The organism is Nostoc sp. (genome assembly GCF_036916575.1).
Lineage (GTDB): Bacteria > Cyanobacteriota > Cyanobacteriia > Cyanobacteriales > Nostocaceae > Nostoc.
Genome location: NZ_JBALGC010000115.1, coordinates 49,100 through 64,672, shown reverse-complemented (window position 1 = coordinate 64,672; position 15,573 = coordinate 49,100). Strand labels below are relative to the sequence as shown.

Annotated in this window: 10 protein-coding genes, 1 tRNA gene and 1 pseudogene; 8 read left to right on the top strand and 4 right to left on the bottom strand. The window is 39.9% G+C overall.

Annotation, left to right across the window (positions count from 1 at the left end; translation table 11 throughout):
- Window positions 1-314 precede the first annotated feature (314 nt).
- Window positions 315-608, bottom strand: coding sequence for a hypothetical protein (locus V7L29_RS25760; RefSeq protein WP_334737215.1), 294 nt, complete (start codon window positions 606-608; stop codon window positions 315-317).
- A 639-nt stretch (window positions 609-1,247) separates the two neighbouring features.
- On the opposite strand from V7L29_RS25760, the gene V7L29_RS25755 reads away from it, so the two are divergent.
- From V7L29_RS25755 to V7L29_RS25725, 7 genes are all read left to right on the top strand, one after another.
- Window positions 1,248-1,448, top strand: a complete 201-nt coding sequence (locus tag V7L29_RS25755; RefSeq protein ID WP_334691272.1) for a hypothetical protein — start codon at window positions 1,248-1,250, stop codon at window positions 1,446-1,448.
- A 326-nt stretch (window positions 1,449-1,774) separates the two neighbouring features.
- Window positions 1,775-2,500: a hypothetical protein gene (locus V7L29_RS25750; RefSeq protein ID WP_334690805.1), complete on the top strand. Its 726-nt coding sequence runs from the start codon at window positions 1,775-1,777 to the stop codon at window positions 2,498-2,500.
- Between the two features lie 32 nt (window positions 2,501-2,532).
- Window positions 2,533-2,601, top strand: a tRNA-Ser gene (locus V7L29_RS25745).
- Window positions 2,602-2,682: 81 nt separating this feature from the next.
- Complete coding sequence (rplL, locus tag V7L29_RS25740; RefSeq protein ID WP_334690806.1) at window positions 2,683-3,063, top strand: 50S ribosomal protein L7/L12; 381 nt, start codon at window positions 2,683-2,685, stop codon at window positions 3,061-3,063.
- A gap of 195 nt (window positions 3,064-3,258) precedes the next feature.
- Window positions 3,259-4,692 carry a vWA domain-containing protein gene (locus tag V7L29_RS25735; protein ID WP_334737214.1) on the top strand — a complete coding sequence of 478 codons (1,434 nt, stop codon included), beginning with the start codon at window positions 3,259-3,261 and terminating at the stop codon, window positions 4,690-4,692.
- A 141-nt stretch (window positions 4,693-4,833) separates the two neighbouring features.
- Window positions 4,834-5,547, top strand: a complete 714-nt coding sequence (locus V7L29_RS25730) for a hypothetical protein (RefSeq protein ID WP_334737213.1) — start codon at window positions 4,834-4,836, stop codon at window positions 5,545-5,547.
- Window positions 5,544-7,166: an ORC-CDC6 family AAA ATPase gene (locus V7L29_RS25725; protein WP_334737212.1), complete on the top strand. Its 1,623-nt coding sequence runs from the start codon at window positions 5,544-5,546 to the stop codon at window positions 7,164-7,166. The genes V7L29_RS25730 and V7L29_RS25725 overlap by 4 nt, the downstream gene beginning before the upstream one ends.
- A gap of 340 nt (window positions 7,167-7,506) precedes the next feature.
- Here the strand turns inward: V7L29_RS25725 and V7L29_RS25720 are convergent, their stop codons facing one another.
- Complete coding sequence (locus V7L29_RS25720; protein ID WP_334737211.1) at window positions 7,507-8,592, bottom strand: alpha/beta hydrolase family protein; 1,086 nt, start codon at window positions 8,590-8,592, stop codon at window positions 7,507-7,509.
- 142 nt (window positions 8,593-8,734) lie between these two features.
- Here V7L29_RS25720 and V7L29_RS35635 point away from each other — a divergent pair.
- Window positions 8,735-8,954, top strand: a pseudogene (locus V7L29_RS35635) (IS982 family transposase); the annotation flags it as partial.
- A 12-nt stretch (window positions 8,955-8,966) separates the two neighbouring features.
- Here the strand turns inward: V7L29_RS35635 and V7L29_RS25715 are convergent.
- Window positions 8,967-12,920, bottom strand: coding sequence for a DUF2157 domain-containing protein (locus V7L29_RS25715; RefSeq protein WP_334737210.1), 3,954 nt, complete (start codon window positions 12,918-12,920; stop codon window positions 8,967-8,969).
- Window positions 12,921-13,200: 280 nt separating this feature from the next.
- On the bottom strand, window positions 13,201-14,787 hold the full coding sequence (locus V7L29_RS25710) for a glycosyltransferase family 39 protein (protein ID WP_334737209.1): 1,587 nt from the start codon (window positions 14,785-14,787) through the stop codon (window positions 13,201-13,203).
- Between the last annotated feature and the right edge of the window lie 786 nt (window positions 14,788-15,573).

Below are 15,573 nucleotides of genomic sequence, written 5' to 3'. Positions count from 1 at the left end.
TCACCTTTGCATTAGAGATTATTTATAATTATAAAAATGTCAAACGACATCAAATAAAAGTAGAACACTTTACTTATTTAGTTCATGATATAAAAGCCAATTTATCTTCTATCCATCAAAGTTATAGAAAAATAGAATAAAAATTAGTTATATGCTTAATAATAGCTGCAAAATTAAAACAATAAATAAAAAGCTAGTTCTTAGTTTTGTATTCCTTAATGTCTCTTTTATTCTATTCAACATATGGGTCAACCTTTGATGGCTACAAATTAGCCGTACTAGAAAAAGTGGAAGATTAATTTATTGTCAATTATTTAATCTTGAACAAATGTTAGCCTTCTTGTATCAAGCTGTTGATCAAATACATAAAGTTGTTGAAGATATTTATCTTCCCTCAGGCTAATTGTTAGCAACTCAGTTGCTACCTGTTCATAAGCGATTCTTATCAATGTCTTACCTATTTGCTTAAACAGCAGCCAAGAAAAAGTATCACAGACTACAAAATTTGCAGGTGATCGTCCTTTGGAAAAAAGTTTGTGATCTACTGACAGTCCGAGAACTGATAGAAAACCAAATTCTGAGTGCGATCGCGGCTGGTAACTATTCATGACTCACATCGGAATGCGAAATTTGTAGTATCCCCTTGACATTATATTGATTACGTACTACATTTGTAGTATAAAGAAAAAAGCCTCCTCAAAAGGCAAAATTAAAACCTCTCGAAACCTTAACAATTGCATAGATGCCACTTTTTGGGAAAACGCTATAGCAACTTCCTTCGGCAGTGCCCACTTTTGGGGCCGCGATTGGTGTTCAACTACTCCGAAGCCAACAAACGGACGGTTGCAGGATTTGGGTACCCTTTGCTACGCAACGCTAGCGCGAACGGGAAGGCAAAGCCTACAATTCCCGACGGCTCCACTAGACTTTACTGCGGTTGAAGTTGTGTAGACGCTTCCTTAGCAAGATAAGAGCATCGCAATTATGCTCTCCTTGGATCTGTAGCTCTAATGGTAGAGTTCCCGGATATCAGTTGTGCCCTGACAGAAAAAGCTTACATACTAGCTCAATGGTAGAGCGATCGTCTCTAAAACGATAAGTGCAGGTTCAATTCCTGCGTGTGGCACCACGACCAGCTTTTTCGACTTGCACGAGGTGTGAGTGTAACTCTCACAGGGAGGGTATCGGTTCAATCCCGATCAGATCCATATAATATCAATTCGTAATTAAAACAAGAGGTGATTGCAATGGTTCATATTCGATTTGAAGGACGTTCTGTTGATGTCCCAAAAACACAACTAGGAATTGCAGCAGGCATGAATGATGTAGCGGTGAAGGAGCGAGTTGCTCGGCATTTAGATGTAAATAGCGATCGCCTTTGTGCTTACGTAATTGATCGCCGTCCCAATGGTGATTTGATCATCCGTCCTGAAGCTATTTACGGTTAAAAATTCCTGGATAGATTCTTTAATGTCTTATTCTTTCCGCGCCCTAACTTGTAAAGCCTACACACCATCCGGCAACGGATATGCAGGTACCCTGCGGGAACGCTACGCGAACAAGTCCTGTCGCTCCCTTTGATGGGAGCGTAGCCAAATTGGTATAGGCAACTGTGAAAACTGCTTTGCTAACTTGTGCGGAATTTTAATTATTTAAATCGTATTTGTCTATAACCTTAACTCAATCACGTATCCAGAGGTGAGTTCAATGATGTTAGCTAACTCATGTTTAATAACAACTCAATTAGTACAACTGCATTTAAACAACGTGAGATATGAGCGAACATCGTTTGAGCGAGATTGTAATTGAGCGTCCTCGCGGTGGGATGAAAATTAGCCTCAAAAAGGTGACTGGCTTTAAAAAGCAATTAGACAAAATCACCGAGGACGCGAGTCAGGATGGATTGTTGAATCCCTACCTGATTAAACCAATAAATAAATCCAAGTATCTTTCAGATCATCTTGGTCCCCTGCGTCGGTTTTTACGCTCGAAAGTTGGACAGCCTTGGAATGACGTTTATAGCAAACTGTGTCAACGATTAGATCCCCATACAATGGCAGGACAACATGTTATCGATCATGTATGGGACTACGTTGAACGGTATGTAGAAATAATTGATGGTAGTTTTTATAGCAAGCCTTACCGAGGGTATCGAATTCAGCTAGATGCAAACCATTGCGATCGCTTCTATATCCATCCGGAAACTGGAATTCTTTGTGCAGCCGAGAAAGTACCTCGAAAGCAGAAGCTAAAGCAGGAACAAACTGATATTGTCATCATTGATAATTATCATCAATACCATAAGCTAAACGAGATTTGGTATTTAATTACCTTTGAAGATTTTCCACCGCCACCAACTGATTATGTGACAGATGCTGTCAAAGGTATAATTCATCGTTCTGCTGCGATGTATAGAGGTGAAAGGATTTACGCTGTTAGTAAACGGCAGTGTAATAAAAAGGAAATTCGATTTATTTTGAATCAACTTTCTAAAAACTAAAATTTTCACTTCGTGCCCTAACTGAAAAAGCTTACATACTAGCCAAATGGTAAGGCACTTGATTTGAGATCAAGCAACTATGGGTTCAAATCCCGTGTGTGAATCAACAGCTTTTTCGACTTGCACGAGGTGATCTTATTTTATTTCAACTATGAGTTAAGTGCAGCTCATTGGAGGTTGCTATGTCTATGAAAACTTTAGAAATTTTAGAACAACTCAAGTCTTTAACTCTTCAAGAAACCGCTCAATTAGTGAAGCAAATTGAAGGAGCCTTCAATGTTGATAGTTCTATACCGAAATTAGTTCGGATTGACAAACGTGATCAAGATGAGACTCAACCACAAATTCAGACAGAGTTTGATGTTGTGTTGGTATCAGTTCCAGCAGAGAAAAAGATTACCTTACTCAAAGTCATTCGCACAATCACCGGACTGGGACTCAAAGAAGCAAAAGACTTTGTAGACTCTCTGCCTCAAGTAGTTCAGTCAAGATTGAACCAAGAAGCAGCCCAAACTCTCAAGCAGCAACTAGAGGAAACAGGAGCGATCGCTTCTCTCAAATAACATTCTATCGGCAGTTGTTGCCGCGCCCCGATCGCAGAAGCTTAGATAATTTTGCACAAGTTATACACAATGCTTCTACAACTTGCGCGGTGACTTTATCGCCACGCGTGCAACATCTGCCTCCTTCAATTTTGAATTTTAGATTGCAATCCAAAATCTAAAATCCAAAATCCAAAATTCCTAAAGGAGGTTCCTATGAATACCGCAGAACGTGACCTGCGCCTGGAAATGCTCAACAGTTTGCTCACAACTCCTCACCGCAAACTTGAGCAAGTCGCAGAAATTCACAAGTTAATTGTTGAACTCGATCCAATTTTCTACGGACACCTGGCAGTCTGGTATCAGCGTCATGGTAATGTCCGCGACCATAAGGAAGTATTTGTTGCTCACTTGCTAACTAGCAATTTCACTGAACACCGAGATGCTGGATTTATGATGCTGCAAGAGTTTCCACCCTATCAGGTGGCTCGTGTGGTGGACTTCATGAAGCAGCAGCAAAACAAGCTGCCTCGTTCCGCTCGGACTGCGGTACGGCGTTACTTGAAGGTACGGGAGAGCAATCCGGCTGTGTTTGATCGCGCCGCTTTGCGAGGTCGTAAGGCAATGAAGCACTTATATGCTTCACTGCATATCAAGCCAAATGAACGGGCAAATGCGATTCTGTTTGGCGATACTCCTCCAGAGGGTTCCTTAGCAAATGTCCTGAAGCAGCTTGCTAAGGCAGAAAGTGCAGCAGAACAGGCACGGCTAATTGTGGAGTTCAATATTCCTTACACGATCGCAATTGGTGCGATCAAGCAACTCACACCAGTTGTGCTGGTGGCGTTAATCAACAGCATGTCTCCCCAAGAAGCGATCAACAACCTCAAGTCTCTCCAGACTAGAGGTGCAATGGATCACCCAGAAGTCAAGAAGCTGATTGATTCCAAGCTGGAAGAAGCGTCTAAGAGTGGGCGTGTCTCAGCATTCAAAGCACAGATTGCCGCAGACGCCGCAGATTTTGACGCAGACACCGTTGCCCGATTGGAAAAAGTGACTAATGAACAGGTGAAGCAGCGTGGTGCGATCGCTCGTCCAACTGCCTTACTGGTGGACAAGTCTGGCTCAATGGAGAATGCGATCGCGACGGGTTTGCAACTCGCTGCCCTCATCTCTGGTATCACTCAGGCAGAACTGTTTGTCTACGCCTTTGACACCATTCCTTACGCTGTTACGGCAAACGGCAAGGAGTTGACCGACTGGGAGCGTGCCTTCCAGCACATCAAGGCAGGCGGTGGTACTAGCATCGGCTGTGCATTGGAAGCAATGCGGAAGAAGAAGCAGGTAGTTGACCAGATAATTCTGGTGACGGACGAGGGTGAAAATGCGGCTCCTTACTTCGGTGAAGTCTACAAGACTTACTGCCGGGAGTTGGCGATAATGCCCAATGTGGTGATTGTCCGTGTGGGTACTCATTACGACTGGGTGGAGAGTCAACTCAAGCAGCAGCAAGCACCTGTAGATACGTTCACTTTCGCGGGTGACTACTACAGTTTACCGAACATCGTCCCACTTCTGACGCGCCCCTCTCGTCTGGATTTGCTGATGGAGATTTTGGACATGCCGTCGCCTGTGCGAGAGGATAAGTGAGGTTATAATAGCAAAACTGCTCATTAGCTAAAGTTAGTGAGCAGTTCTATTTTATAAAGGTTAACCAAAAAACTTGAAGAAAAGATTACATCGAACAAATGCTAATCGAATGAAAATATAACTAGCTCTTGTGAGACCATCGTGAATGCAAAAGAATATTATAAAACTATTAGTGAAGCAACCCATACGATTTTTGAAGTATCTGTTAATCATTGTAATTTTCTAGGAAAACTGTATGATTACTCAGCCTCAATTCAAGAGTGGATGGATGTTATTCCATCCAGTCAGGAAAAGCAGATGATTGATTATTCTCTTGAACAAGTAGAATTTAGTTGTCTATCGTTGCTGTCTGGGATGTATAGACAATCTTTCGCCTCTCTTAGGCTGTCTTTAGAACTCTTGTTCGGATCTGTCTACTTTTCTGCTTACAGATTAGAATACCTTGAATGGAAAAATGGTTCAAGAGATTTAAAATGGCAAACGATCAATGATGAAAATAATGGTGTTCTATCTCAGAGATTCTCTAATGTATTCTTTCCTGAGTTATCTACTCATATCAATGCTCACCGCAATACGGCTAATTCTGTTTATAGAGAACTTTCTGAATTTGTTCATGGTAACTACTCAACTTGGAATCGAGAAAAACCAAGTTTGTCTGTGAATGAAAATTTAATTGAACAATATAGACAAAGGTTTCAATTGATAAGCTCGACTTGTCACTTCCTTTTAAGTATGAGATACTTAAAGGAGATAGAGCCGCAAAGATTACATAAAATTGAAGTTCATGTGATGGATGAATTGCAATATATACCCGAAATACGCTTATTTTTTGGTGGTGCAGTAGAGGGAAAATGACGACAGGCTTTTACTATAGAACTGAGGACATTAGATCTGATAAAGTTCTTGATTTATTCGTTGGCAGTCAGCTTGATAGAGAGATAGTTAACCTTTTTAAATCACCTGTACCTACAGTTTTAGAAGGAAGTAGAGGCACTGGAAAATCTTTCTTGATGGCTGTTGCCAGAATAGAGTTAGAAAACAGTTTTAATGAATTAAAAATACTACCAGTTTACGTTGCTTTCCGAGGAAGTTCTCTAGTTCATACCTCAGATCCATTACAGTTCAGGCATTGGATGTTGACTAAAGTGATTAGAGAGGTTTTAAAAGAATTATGTAAAAAAGGACTTATAGTTAGCTCGTATGCTTGTTCTCTCCTTTCAGATAATACAAACCAGGATCAAACTCGATTAGAGACTAAGTTGGAGCAGATTGTAGATAACTATGAAAAATCCTACCAAAATCCAGGAAATACAGTAAATATAATTAACATACCTGATATTAGCGATGTAAGAGATGCCTTTGAAGATATTTGTATAACATTAGGTTTAGAACGAATTAGTCTCTTTTTTGATGAAGCGGCCCATGTTTTTAGACCAGAACAACAAAGACAATTTTTTACTTTATTTCGCGATTTCAGATCGCCCTACATCTCATGTAATGCCGCCGTATATCCTGGAGTAACTCATTATGGTAGTTTTTTTGAGATAACTCATGATGCTACATTTAAGCGAATTGAAAGAGATATTCTAGAAGCTGGTTATCTTGATTTTATGTGGGAGATTTTTCAAAAACAAGCAGATGAACCAGTAAAAATTGCTTTTGAAAAGCAAAGAAGTTTATTTAATACTCTGGCTTTATCGGCTAGTGGAAACCCAAGAATTCTTTTCAAAACTCTCTCCAAGAGTAACAAAGTTAATACTTCAGAGGTAGAATCTGTAGTTAGAAACTATTACCGTGCTGATATATGGTCTGAACATACGAAGTTAGGTGAGAAATACATAGGCCATAAAGCTTTAATAGATTGGGGCAGAAATTTTATAGAAACTCATATTTTAACAGCAATTCACAACAAAAATCAATGGCAAATTAAAGAAGGTAAAGAAGAACTGACGGTTTACTTTTGGATTCATAAAGATGTGCCAGAAATGGTTAAAGAGGCACTTCGTCTTCTCTGCTATACGGGAATTATTAGAAAAATAGATGATGGTGTAAGAAATAGCCATTCCAAAATTGGATCTCGTTATGAAATTAAGTATGGCTGTATCTTATCTCTTGCTCCCAATCCTCAATCTTATTCTGAAGTTCTTGGTAGAAATTTAGATATTAGAAGATTTAATGAGTTTGGAGCAACTCATCTAGCTTATCAAAGCTTGCCTCAGCAAAATCTCCAAGAAGTTCAAGATGAGGAAATTGCCATAATAGTAAGGATGCAGCTTCAGCAAAGTATTGATGTTCTTGATATAACCGATTGGCAAAAAGAAAAACTTAAAGGAGTTGGAGTAACCACTATCGAATCGCTGTTGTCATTAGACGAAGAATATTTAATTAATAATATTCATCACGTTGGATCTGTTAGAGCTAGAACTATGAAAAACGCAGCGACTGCCGAACTTTTAGAATACCTATCTGGTTAGGTTTGTAATTAAATAAACATAAAGAAGGTAGATTAAGTGGCAAAGATCACAATAATAACCCATCTATGATTTACATGAACATTTAATTAAAAAATGTAGGAAATCGCCCCAGAGCAAAATTTTGTAGTATATTGTATTATACTAAATATCCTGCGTGCCCCAACTCGTGGAGCCTACATACTAATACGAGAGGAAAGGTAACACTGCCAAATGCAGTGAGCGTGTGTGAACGGGGAGTACGAAGAACCTGGTAAGTCGGCTTAAAAGTAGCCATCCTTGAAAGAGTATGTAACAACTCACTAGCGGAGTTCCTTTGGATGTTCCAGTAACGAGGACTGTTTTAGGCATTGCTTTTAAAATGACGTTTTGATTCATTTATTCTTTTTCGTAGTTGAGTAATCGTAAAATAAGCAAACAATATCCCCAAAGGTGCAACAGTCGATGCCGATTCAGAAACACGTTTACTCTCTACTGTCACATTAGGGTCAGTAGCATCACCTGTGAAATAAACGTAATTAAAAGCGTTTTTATCATTAAGAATACTTGCACGTAAAAACAAACCACTCCACCGAGCAATTGTTTCAATAGCTACATCCTGATTAAGTGTAGCATTTATCGGGTCAGGAATTGCACCAGCAGGATTATTTGTATTTATGATACTAAAATGATTGGCACCTTTGATATTAATCAGTGCAGCGGGTGGATTTTTAATTTTGTCATAAGTTAAACTAGCCCGGAAAGGCAGCGCTCTGCCATCACGATCACCTTGCAGGAGTGCAACTGGTATTCCATCGTTGTTAATAGGAGGATAAACATCATTTTTATCGCGAAGATTACCACCAAAGAATGCTCCTGCTACAATTTGTTTGGGTCGTGAGAAAGAACCCGGACATGTTGGTGTTTGTGTCACCAAGCATAAATTTCCAATTGCAGATAATCCTACGATGCTGCCTAACGAATGACCTAATAATCCTACTTTCTCTGTATCCAGCTTGCCTACAATAGGTGAACTAGCATTTTCATTTTCAACTATAATTTGTTGTAAAGCTGTATCAATTTGGGTAGTTTGGGGTAATAATGCTTCGTCGCCATATGTTGGATCTGGACGCTTGCTGTTTGGCACCACTACTACAAATCCATAGCGTGCAACTTGTCGAGCGTAATTAGAGTAATTTGATTTGTCAACTAGTCCACCTTGTAGTAATAGCGCTACTGGAAAGGAATAATTGCTTTTTTTTAAGTCTGTTGGATTAGGATAGTAAATATCAGCTAGATTATTATCTCCGCTAATAGTAGTAGTGTAGTTAGCAACGTTGTTAAATACAGGTGTCGAATTAAAGGAAGAAGCAGACGCTATTTCATTAACACCCAATACGAGTAACAACGTGCTTGTACAAACTACTGACAAAGCTTTGATAGTCAACAAAATAGCTACTCCCTTTCTAAGCAACAAAACGTATTTATTCTAATACTTCTGTTTAAAGTACCATAACCCAAGTTGCTAGTTAGATAAAACGGGACAAAGAAATAGAGTAAAATCCCTTGCGGAGAGAAACTCCGAAAGGAAAATGATAAACGAAATTATTGCGATCTACTGTATCACTGACGATATCCTCAAAGCTATTGGACATCTTGAAGACAAGCGCAGAACAATGAACGATGCGTCGATTCTGACAACAGTAATGGGGGGCTTTATTTTTCAGTGGAAATCAGGAAACAGCGCGAGAATACATGGTAGACCACGGTCTAATGCCAAATATGCTATCAAAATTTCGGTTTAACCGCCGCAAAAGCGCGGCCCTATTCCCATGATTGAAATTCATCAATGGCGCTACGAATTAAGGAAGTTATTTGAGCGCGACGGGTTTCAAAGTTGGCGGCGATATAAATCAGCAGGATACCAACTAGTAAGCCAACAACCCATTTTAAAAAGGAATGCTGCAAGCTGAAAATTACCGATTGATAGATTGTAGTGATTAAAAAAGTGGCTGTACCAATGTAGAGAAAAGCCCGCACTCGCAAAGCTAATCCAGCAAAGATGGCGATAAGGCTGAAAATCCCCGGTATCCAGGCTGTATCTTGATGAAATAAAATTGCCCACCCACAAATTAAACCACTACCTAGCACTCTCAGAATATGACGAGATGTTTTGTACTCTGGTAGCTTCAGTTGAAAATCCACTTGAGCAATATAAAGCAGTGATAACCCAATTGGCGTTACATACCATAAAGAATCAGTTAGATGTAAGGAATTAAACCAACGGTAAAGTGCCCAATCAATGAGCGCCACACTAATATAGGTAAAACGGATGTTTTCACCCACCTTCGCGAGGAAGATGTAAAATCCAGCTGCGAGTAGCAAGGTAATGGGGTAAACTCGCACTCTGGTTTCCCATAAAATTATCAGTGGTACGATGTAGGCAGCTTGCTGCCAAGGTCTTTTAGACCAACCCCAACTTTCCCAAGGCAGGATGTACAGAAAATAGGCTACCACACAGGCGATCGCACCGTTCCAAGGAAGTAACGGCCCAGCCCAAAATCTTCCCACTGCTGTCTCGCGCCAATAAACTCTCATCCCGGCTATCTCTAATAAGCCGAGGTAAACCCACATCTCGGCTATTGTAATTTCTCCCAAGATGCTGGGGGAAGTGCGCGAATTTCGTCCTTGAAAGATGGCATAACGAATTAAAAATACCCCAGTTGCCAATCCCACCAAACGGTTAACTCCAATGGGAAGAGGAATGGCAGCTATTAATAAACAGCTACTCCAAGCCCAATGAATATGGGCAATTTCTGTTAGTTCTTGGGGAGTCAGGCGTAAGTAGCTGACAAGCCAAGGCGACAGAATGCGGTAAGCATACATGATACTAGTACCAAGGGCAGACATGGCTATCAATCCATCACCTAATGCTCCTCCTGAAGTTTGTAACATTTGATAGAATAAAAGTTCATAGGCAGAAATGGATAAGCCAATGATTCCTAAGTACAGCAGGGGTTTAAAGTTCTCGCGCCGTCGCCCCACGCCAACGATAATTAAAGCTACACCCAAAGAATACAAACCAGTCCACTCGGTGAAAGTGTCCAAACGCAGCAATACACTGAATGCAGCATAAATTAATGGCAAAATGTGAAAGCTGCTAGGAAGCCTTTCTAATCGGTATCGTCGTCGCCACCACTCTCCGACAAGTTGAGCAATTAAACCCAAGGCAATATTTGCGATCGCAATCCTAACAGTTGAGCGTTCCCCAAATCCAAACACCTGGGCAGTTAACAATTCTAAACACCAACCGATGCCATAAAATGCCCAATTTGTCGGTTCTTGCCAACTGCGATAAACAATGGCTACCAAAGTGATAGCAGTGGCAGCTAAGTACAAAAATCCCGAAGTAGTAAACCCTTGGTAAATCAGCACTGAGTGCAGCGTCAAACCCAACAACTCAAAACCACACAATGCGATCGCCCATTGATCACTGGCGGCTGCATATATCACTGCTAATTCGTTACCGCGCCGGCTCAAAACTGTCCGTGCTAACCAGAGACTTAGAATAACGATCGCTCCTGCGACAAACCAACCTGCTAGCGCGAGGCGAGGTAAACCAGGCACACCCGTCCATAGCAGCGCCCCAATAAAACTCAGAACAAATCCTTCTGTAATTAGCGCAGATGTTTGGTTTCGCAAATAGCGCGTATTTACGAACATCAGTCCCGCAGCCACAGCCAAACCGATTAATCGGGTTGATGGTAGCTGTAAAGTAAGTAGCTGGGCAACTCCTACAGCCAAGACACTCAAGTAACGGCTAGTAGTCTGACGCTCGATAATTGTGGCATTGGCAACACCTGTAAGAGCTAAAGGCGTAACTAGCCAAATAACTCCCCAATAAGCTCGGTCATCAGCAATGCTATACCAAGATGATTCTGCATTCATCCATAATAGGAATAAACTAGCGGCGGCTAGTCCTAAACCGATGTCCCATGCACTACCTTGCCATAGTCCTTCCTCTAGGCTAAATCTCCATTCTGCAACCATCAGAGCCAATAAAATACTTGCCCAAGCTTGTTGACTCAGGGTTGGCAATAACCAATTAATCGTAGAGCAAAACGTCAGCACCCCGATGATGTGAGTGAGATATATCAACACAAGAGATGAGGGGGAGCGGCGTTGAGTGACAAATGCGAGAGTGGTGGTGGAAAATAGCAGATTTAGCGATCGCAATGTGGGATTTCCTAAAGCGATCGTTGTTAAAAAAGTTCCAAATAAGAGGGTGAGCAGTTCGCCAAACTTAGCTAATTCTCGCTTTTCGGTGCGATACAGGCTATCTGTGAGCGCCACCATCAAAACTATGTAGGGAAATAAAGCTACCCCCAGTAACGCCCAAGGTTCATTTTGAGAATTGGTGAGTTGAGTGCCAATTGCGATCGCCCATTTGTGTAAGTCATCAGGTATTAACCGCCAAAAGAGCCAAATCGTCTGTAAGCCGATGGCAAAAACTGCTGCTAAGTCAACCTTGAAACTGTACCGCTGCAAGCGACTTCCCACAAACCACAAACCCAAACCACTTACAGCTATTGCTTGCCAGGGATAATTTACTACCGAAACCAGCCAACCCAAGAAGAGTAAAATGCCACCGAGTTCTTCCCAGAGTAAAGGGAATGAGGGAGATGAGGAGAATATTACTGTTACTTCCTCTGCTCCCCCTGCTCCTCCTCCCCTCTCCTTTTGCTGTGCTAACCAAGTCACCAACCAGCCGCAAATTCCAATAGCTAACCCCAACTGCGTGACATTTACCCCAGCAATAAAAATCGCCCGCATTAGCAGCACTATCAAGGCATAAATAATTACAGCAGCAGGTAAACTAATACTTAATCTTTGGCGTAGGCGTAGCCCATCGTAGACATCGCGCCGATCTTCCTGGCTGACAGTATTAGGCTGGTGGTAAAGATTGTGATAAACGGTAATGATTGTTGTGCCGATCATTGCCACATAAACGGCAATCAAGGGAAATCCTGATAATTGCCAACCCCAATGCAAATAACTCAGCCCCAGAATATTTACTAGAGGTAATTTACCGCTATGTAAATTAGCAAAAATAGTCCGATTTTTATAGAGTAAAACAGTAATAGCGGTGAGAGTAGGCCAAGCGATCGCAACTACAATCCAATCCACAGGATTTTGCCACAACCGAAAGCTATCCATTGCCCAAAAGTTCACTGGGACTAACAAAAGCGTAACAATCAGCAATGTCTGAGCCGTCAATCTAAGGTTGCTTTGCCTAGTCGCCCAAAAGCTTAATCCCCAGAAACTCAAAGTATAAGCAAATAAAACTCCATACTGTCCAGAAGCAGGAAACCTCTCCCACTGACTCGCAGCCAGTACCCCAGAGGACACCACTACCAGGAATACCCCTAGAAAAAGCAGCCAACGCACACTCAGTTCTGCCCCCAAGGACTGCAACATTGTGCTGATAAAATTGGGTTTAGCTGGTTTTTGTTGCAGTTGTCTACGACTATTAGATTGTAAAGCTGCTACAGACAACTGCTGCACGGGGTCAGAGGTTACAAACGCTACCTTTGTTTCAGCTTCAGCCTGGGGTTGCAACACCACCGTACAGACGAGAAACTCTTGGCATAGTTGCCTAACTTGGGTATCGGATATCAAACCTAAGCGCAGCCATATGTCCAGTCCTTCTAATAACTGAGGATGGGAAGATGGCAGTCTGATTTCAAATTTTAGCGGGTGGTCAAGAGGCAATGACATAAGCCGCAGCCATATGAGTATATACTTAAACTATGGGTTTAATTAAAGTATATTTTGGCTCTAATTGTGCCACTTATGAGGCTAATTGATATTAATTTTTAACCTACGAAAAATAGACTTCTTGCAAAAGTCCTGATTTTAGACACTTTCTGTGTGCCTCTGCGTCTCTGCGTGAGGCAAAAAATATTTATGCAAGAAGTTTAATATTCAAATACTAACTGTCTGCTTTTAGGTTCTGCATTGCAGTCTGCCAAACGCTAGATGCACCTCTATTTTTGGTTTAGGTGGATTTTGTTATTTTCCAGAGAAAGTCGTTGATCTGCTGTAACTTGGAGTTATAAATTTTCTCAATTCCAGCTTTTAAGAAGTCAGAGGGCTTGAACAAGAATATGTCAGTAAAGCCATTAGTAATCTCTGGTAACTTATTTGGTTCTACAATTTGAAATTGCACTTTTGGAGCAACTAGATGACCAAGCATTTGTATTGGTGGAAGTATGTTATCAGTATCACTAATTAAAAGTGGTTTATTACCTTGACTAATAATGTTAGCAATTTTCGGATATTCTTGGTATTTTTGAGGCAGGTTGTTCCACCAAATCTGGGCTTGAGAGTGGACGATACAAGATATAATTCCGCCCATAATTACTATAACCGCTACCAGTGACCAGAACTTTTTTTGCCAAATTTTAGTATAAATAGACGTGATCTTAGTGGTAAATAGGTAAGCAACAGCTAACTGTATACCTAAAACTGAAGGAAGTGTATATCGACTAGTAGCGTATCGCTTTTGAAAGACGAAATCTACTATTAGTAGGGGAAGCCCTACAGACCCAATCAAGGTTAAGACAAATAACCAAACTTCTTTAGAGGTTCTTCGACATAGAACATAAATTGAGTAGCTGATGAGAGCTAAAATAATTAAAATAAAAGGAATTAAGGCAATCTTAAGTTTTCCTGGATCGCTAGGGCTAATACCTAAATCAAGAAACGTCCGACTAAAGATACCAGCCCACCTTGCAACTGACGCAAATAATGTTTGTTTAGCATTCGCCCAAGTTACTGCTTCCGGCTGAGGGTTGGTAATAATAATCCACAGCCAAGGTACAAAAGCTATAAACCCCGCAAACGATGAGAGCAGATAATAAATCGATGTTTTACTGAATCGGAAGCGTTCGATTGCAACTACATAAATTCCCTGTGCAATAGCAACGAAGGTAAAAAATATATGACTATAAAACCCTAGTACCAATGTTGCTGTATAAATGCACCAACTAACCTTTGTTTTAAGACGCATGGCTCGCAGCAGTGCTAGGCTCGATATTAAGATGGCTACTATCCATAAACTGTATGCTCGTGCTTCTTGTGCATACACAACATGAACAGGTGAAACGGCTACTAAACCTATGGCTATCCACCCTATTAGTGAAGACTCAAATAATTCTTGACATAGCCAATAAAGACAAGGAAAAGTGAGCAGACTAATAAATGCCGAAAAGCTTCTTGTCACTGCTACAGAATTGCCAAACAACTCTACCCAAAACCGAGTCATCAAAATGTATAGCGGCAAAATCTGTGAGTCTTCTAAAATAAGTCCTTTAATTGTATCAATTGTGTTTTTTTCCGGATTGGGATACTGATATTTCTGCAAATCTTCTATGCTGATTAAACGACCATTACTTAATTGCTCATTCATTTCTGATTGCATATAGCTAGATATGCGTAATGATGAGAAAACTTCATCACCCCAATAAATTTTTTTGTCAATATTGAAGAAGCGAAAAAATATACCTAATACTAATAGGATGATGATTAAAAAACGTAACCCAGATTTAGAAATAATCCAGTTCTGTGACAATTGCTTTTTCATCCAATCTTCATCTCCTCAAAAACTTAATAAACTGTAGTAAAATTTTACTCTTATGGTCATAATCGTTTCCTAGTATACATTTTGGTTCCAATGCTACTCTAAGACGTATTGCAAAACGCTACAACTATTTTATGCTGCTCAACCGTCAGATTCAGATTAACTCATAAATTGCAAATTGTGGATGTTGTCACCCACTGTGATAAGTATGAATCACTAGATTAAAATATTTATATTCACGTTTTTAATAGGCAATTCAGACATTTTTAATAGCCAGTTGATAATGGCAAAACTAAATTATTATCTCAGAACATCCTAATGGAAAGATTAGGATTTATCTAAGCTATAAATTAAAAATATGTATTTTTAATTTATTATAGCTAATGGAATTTTTCAGGAGTTTAATTTAAATGGTTATCTGAAAGTTAACGCATTATCTTCATATATAAAATTAATGTCTAAATTTAGAAAAATTTTAGATTTGCCCCTTTTATAACTCTTAATATCTAGCATAATAGCAAGTAAATATCTAGATTTTTTCTCCAAATTTAACACTTAAACAGTATCAAAGTGTCTAAAAATATTTGAGTTAAAAATATTTTATATACCCAAAATGAGTTTCAATTATTTTGCAGTTTTTGGCAATAATCTTTGATACTAAATACAACAGTTATTAATTTCTAATCGTATAATATAAATTAATCGAAACCAAAAATATCTGTGTTAAAAGGAAAAAGATTTGATAAAGTTTAGATGAAAATACTAAAAATATACCTTCGAGTAGCATTG